Genomic DNA, 5,155 nt, shown 5'->3' with positions numbered 1-5,155 from the left:
CTAAAGACCGGATAGAGACCGGACCGACGACGCCGTCGCCAAAGTTGCTGGAACTAAATCATGCAGGAAGTTAGGCAGGATAAGCCTTAGAGAGAGATTACAGGGCCAGTCTGGTGTGACCGACCCAGCGATCTAGGATTTTAGGTGGAGGGGTTGTGAGGATTCAGGCGGACAACGAATCATCAATAGCATCAAGCACTGGTGCAGTTGCATTTTTCTTTAGTTTTTTTAGTTCGGCGAAAGTGATATCCGGCTGGTATCCACACTTTTGAACCATTGGGCCATGTATCATAACTTCAGACCCCTTTCTTTTGGTTTGGGCTGTGTACGTAAGACCAAAAGGGTGAGGATCGAACTCGGAATAGATGCAAGAGATTTCTGGGGTGTTATCGTAAGTAACAATCCAAGGTTGTTGGATCCTTCTAACCGATTGAAAGAGCTCATAATGATCTTCATGCTTGTAAAAGTTCTGATATAGACCTTTTCCTTGGACATAATACGGGGGATCTATATTTACGAGAGTTTTCTGGCCTATATCCTGTAGGTTTTCATTGATAAACTGAACTGCGTCTAGTTGAGTCAGCGTCACATCATCCCTCCTAGAAGCTATCGCTTTTATCTTACTTATCAAAATTTCCTTGTTGAAGCGGCAGTCCAACTTATAGTTGCCTTTTTGCTCCAAACCGCCAATAACCCCCGCTTTGATAATGCCAGATCTATTAGTCCTATTGAGAAAAAAAGTAGAAAAACCCAATTCTAATATGTTTGCATCTTTTGATTGCTGTACACTTTTTTGTCTGTGCCACTCTTCAATAGTTACATCTGTATCTTGAATCAATTGGCAAAGCTCATCCGAATAGTTTAAAACGCTGAACCAGAATGCATGAATAGACGGATTTAGATCATTTATGAATACTTTGCTTACATGGTTCTCTAGCAGTAAGTACCATGCAATAGCACATCCGCCAGCAAAAGGCTCCACATAGTTACCGCCTTCTAAGTTATTTATCCTAATTGTTTCAAGTACATAAGCGGTCAACTTAGACTTGCCACCTGGATATCTCAAAGGAGAATAAAACATTAGTGCTCTCTCATGTCTATCAGCTCGCTCATAAGGGGCGCTAGCATATCCCAAAAGCTATTGACAAATCCAGCATCACACTTGTGAGTTTCGTGCCCATGAACATAGCTATTAAGAGTGTCTAAGCTGTGCTCATTATTGGGTTGCAACAATTTCCCTATGCACTTGTTTGCTTTCTTGCAGTTAACATGTTGGTTTTGAATATACTTTAACCTCTGCATTAGCACCGTATATTCATATTTATTTTTATACTGTTCTGAGACGCCTGACTCAAGCTTCTTATTCCTAATGTATTCATCTACAGACAGGTCTAATAGTACTCTCAAGGAGGACGCAGCCACATGAGTATATTTTTTAACTGGTATCTGGGTTAACTCGTAAAAAATAGCATTGATACGCTTACTCTTCGCGTTAATGCGAGTTACAGAACCATCAATGATTCTAAGTCTGTTTCTTGGTGGTAATTTCTTCAATGGCTCTGGTTGGTTATTGGTATCTTTATCGCTTTCCCCTTGGTCTGCTTGATTATGTGGCCCAGAAGGCGGTTGATTATCCTGACCCTCTTTAGACGAATCAGGTTCAGGTTGGGTTCCACCTTCTTTTGAAGGGTATTCGTCATCTTTATCGCCATTTTGAGGTTCTTCGCCAAAATGGACATCAGGGAGATAGTTTAGTATTTCTTTGTTTCGTTGCGGTATTGAACGTGTATTTACGTCAAATCCTAAATCATTAGGTGTAACAGCGAACATCAGCTTTAAGAAGGCTGCATATGCCCTAAGGAAACTTGCTCGATTAGATGTAACGGTTACATGCTCCTCATTGAAAGATATTCCCCAAGCTTGCTTCACATCTTCACTCGTAAACCACCGTTCTAAAACAGTAATGTTTATGCTCTTACTGTGAATTAGCTCTTTTTCTTCAATTGTCATTTTGGACAATACTTGTTGGTCCGTAGCCCAGTCTCGGATTGTGACAAAACGTATAGCATCAAATATTGCTTTTCTAGTGAAGTTAGTGCTTTTAATTAAAGCATCCGCATCGTGCTCATAGAAATCGTATAGCTCAACTATGTAACGCATTTGTTGAAGCCTGTCCCAGCGTTTATGTGTTGCGCCAGCAACAGCATGACGCTCAAGTATATACCACCTAGCCTCTTCGTAGTTTGGAGCCAGGCATACAGGGATCTTTTCCACCGAATACTTGTCAAATTTTGCGGCTTGTTGTCGAACAAATTGGCGGATTGAACTTGGAGCTAGGTGGGGTTGTCTTAATAGTTTAAGAGCCAGAACTCGTCGATTCCCCTCGGCCACCGTATATTTACCATCTTCATTTCGCCAAACTACTACAGGATCAAATGATCTAAAGCCATGTTTTACAATTGACTTTACCAGATCGTAAAAGTCATCCCTCTCCGTTTTTGTACTTATAATGGCATCTGCAAAATCGGAAACTTTGATCCTAGCAACTGAACCATCGCCATCAAAGCGAGGGTTGCCCTTCCATAGTTTCAAGTAGTCTACTGAGCGGCGAACTCTTTTTTCCCACCATTCTTTTTCTTCCACTTTAACATCTTCTAGCTAAACAACTTATTGCACAATAATAAATCAAGTGGTTATCTCTGTTAAGAGGTATGGGCAGTTTTATGAAACCCTTCAGACTAGCGCACAGTTATTTTACTATTTGAACTGTGCGCTATTCTATTAGGATGTTTCCCGTTGCACTAACTCTGCAACGTTAGCACTCACTTCACGCAGCCTACTAGAAGCCAAATGAGCATATCTTGTACTGGTCTGCGGTGACTGATGCCCCAACAAATGCTGAACATCATAGAGCGTGGCATTTCCGCTGTTTATGAGGATCGATGCGAAGCTATGCCTCAAATCATGAATTCGGAAGTTGTCAGTAATCCCGGCAGCTTTCTTGATTCGAGCGAATGCCTTCTTCGGATGAGCGATAGGTCTACCGGGTGCATCTCCGGCAAAGATATAGGGGTTCTTCGGTTGTTGAAATCGTCGTTGATCATGAATGACTTCCTTAGCTAGATGATTGAGTAGGACCGTTCTCGACAGCCCCGACTTAGTGTGTGGTAGAAATAAGCTCCAATTGTCGTCGTCGTCGGCGGTAAGGCACTCCCATTTTGAGCTAGTTATTTCACCTATGCGCATCCCTGTTAGTAGCGCAAATTTCAATGCGTTGGCTTGGGTGCGATTCGGTTCCTCGTTACATGCCTTGATGAAGGCTGAAACCTCAGCCCGTGATAGGAAACGTTGACGGACGTTATTTTCCTTCAACTTCCTGATGTACTGACCGGGATTTGAGTCAACAAAGCGCCATTCCATTGCGAGTCTGAACATGCGGAGGACTAAGGACCGCAGACGGTTGACCGTGGCTGGCTTTCTCCCTTCTAGTAATCCATCAAGTAATTTCTGAATATCCTGCTGACCAATCTCAGTAAGAGGTTTCTTGCCCCACTTCGGATAGAAATGGAGCTTGAGACTACCTGCATCACTTTTAGCTGTGAGCTTATTCATCATTGCGTATGGTAAGTAGTGCAACTCTGAGAACTCTTGGAACGTAAGTACGTTACGCTTCTCATCACGAATAGTCTTAGGGTCATTTCCAAGAGCAATTTCCCGTTTATGGTCATTGGCAATCTGACGAGCAGTGTTGATGTCTAGCGCTGGATATTCGCCTAGTTGTATGGATTTTTTAACCCGATTGTAGGTGTACCTGAAAAGGAACCTACGTCGGCCTTGTCGGTTGATAATAATTTTTAGGCCACTACACAACTCGTCAGTGTATTCAGTTTCCTTACTTTTGCTCGACGGCGGCGTCGGTGGTAGTGAGTCGAGTTGGCGCTTATTGAATTTGAATTTTCGGGATTGCATCACTACCTCCTTAGTCATTCTCGATGGAGAAGTATTGGCGTAATTCGGTGAGTAGTGTCTTAGGCATCAGTAGGTAGATACCCTTACCAGAGTCCTCGACAATGCTCAGGGCGAGTATTGCTCCGTAGTCCAGATCGTCTTCGAATTCGGTGTAGGTCAGTGCTCGTTTTAGTATTTCGATATCGTCGACGACGACGGCAGAGAGTTCGGATTTTGATGTGAGAAACCAGAGTTCACATTGCTGCTCATCCCACGCCTGCTGAGTTTCTGTGTCATCGCGAAATGGCTCGGTGAGTATGGCTTTGACTTGTTCTTGTAAGGTTGTGGTGATTGGTAGGGTTGATAGTTGTTGAAGATTTTTTAGCTTAATCATAATTAACTCCATGATTATCAGTATCATAGAGTTAATATATATTTAGCTTATATTCTGATACGTCTAAAAACCATCGTTTTATCAGGCCTACTCTTCATTAAGCAAACACACTCGTAATGGCTACTGATATAGAGATAATTAGTAAAGATAGTGGAATAAATTTTCTATTCTCTGTTTTCAATAATAAGAATGCGTTTATACCCGCGACAGCACACGCAATATAAGCACCATATGGAGTCAATAATGATAAGATATCTATAATGTAATCCCCTTGAGGGTTATTAATGTGCATTTCCTGAGGAATAGTGGTGAATGTTGTTAGCAAACCAGTTGCCATTGGCCACCATCCCAGTTTGAATGCTTCCAAGCTCTTCTTCTCTTTAATACTCAATAAAGCATATAAACTAATAAGCTCTAGAAAAACCGCTAGAGTGGCAAGCGTGTAAACCTTCAAGTTTCCATGTTCATAAATACTTACTACATTATTAAAATATAATACTAGAACCAGATACATTAGAGCCCAAAAGAACTTCTTCATATTAAACCTTCAATATTAACAAAAACTTAGTACGGCATTCTCCATAAAATCAATGCATTAGGCAATATATTTGGACCTTAATATACGCCAGCCTAATATCTCGACTAGACCTCCACCCAACAACCCCTCCACCTAAATCCTAGATCGCTGGGTCGGTCACACCAGACTGGCCCTGTAATCTCTCTCTAAGGCTTATCCTGCCTAACTTCCTGCATGATTTAGTTCCAGCAACTTTGGCGACGGCGTCGTCGGTCCGGTCTCTATCCGGTCTTTAG

Annotated in this window: 5 protein-coding genes; all 5 read right to left on the bottom strand. The window is 42.1% G+C overall.

Annotated features, from left to right (window positions below; all coding sequences use genetic code 11):
* Positions 1 to 163 precede the first annotated feature (163 nt).
* Complete coding sequence (locus tag ACTS60_RS23100) at positions 164 to 1,081, bottom strand: DNA adenine methylase (protein ID WP_440890166.1); 918 nt, start codon at positions 1,079 to 1,081, stop codon at positions 164 to 166.
* Complete coding sequence (locus ACTS60_RS23095) at positions 1,081 to 2,643, bottom strand: ParB N-terminal domain-containing protein (protein ID WP_440890165.1); 1,563 nt, start codon at positions 2,641 to 2,643, stop codon at positions 1,081 to 1,083. The genes ACTS60_RS23100 and ACTS60_RS23095 overlap by 1 nt, the downstream gene beginning before the upstream one ends.
* A gap of 138 nt (positions 2,644 to 2,781) precedes the next feature.
* A complete protein-coding gene (locus tag ACTS60_RS23090) occupies positions 2,782 to 3,969 on the bottom strand; it encodes a tyrosine-type recombinase/integrase (protein ID WP_440890164.1) in 1,188 nt (395 codons plus the stop codon).
* 10 nt (positions 3,970 to 3,979) lie between these two features.
* Entirely contained in the window at positions 3,980 to 4,342 is a 363-nt protein-coding gene (locus ACTS60_RS23085; RefSeq protein WP_440890163.1) for a hypothetical protein, read from the bottom strand.
* Positions 4,343 to 4,439: 97 nt separating this feature from the next.
* Positions 4,440 to 4,880, bottom strand: coding sequence for a hypothetical protein (locus tag ACTS60_RS23080; protein WP_440890162.1), 441 nt, complete (start codon positions 4,878 to 4,880; stop codon positions 4,440 to 4,442).
* Positions 4,881 to 5,155: the final 275 nt, after the last annotated feature.

The organism is Vibrio sp. WZ-1 (assembly GCF_052037695.1).
In the GTDB taxonomy this organism is placed as follows: domain Bacteria; phylum Pseudomonadota; class Gammaproteobacteria; order Enterobacterales; family Vibrionaceae; genus Vibrio.
Note: the sequence above shows the minus strand (reverse complement) of the source record. Positions and strands in the feature narration are given on the sequence as shown.

Bases quoted from the DNA above. Each gene is read 5' to 3' on its own strand.
- ACTS60_RS23100 (WP_440890166.1), bottom strand. From the start codon at position 1,081: ATGTTTTATTCTCCTTTGAGATATCCAGGTGGCAAGTCTAAGTTGACC.
- ACTS60_RS23090 (WP_440890164.1), bottom strand. From the start codon at position 3,969: ATGCAATCCCGAAAATTCAAATTCAATAAGCGCCAACTCGACTCACTA.
- ACTS60_RS23085 (WP_440890163.1), bottom strand. From the start codon at position 4,342: ATGATTAAGCTAAAAAATCTTCAACAACTATCAACCCTACCAATCACC.
- ACTS60_RS23080 (WP_440890162.1), bottom strand. From the start codon at position 4,880: ATGAAGAAGTTCTTTTGGGCTCTAATGTATCTGGTTCTAGTATTATAT.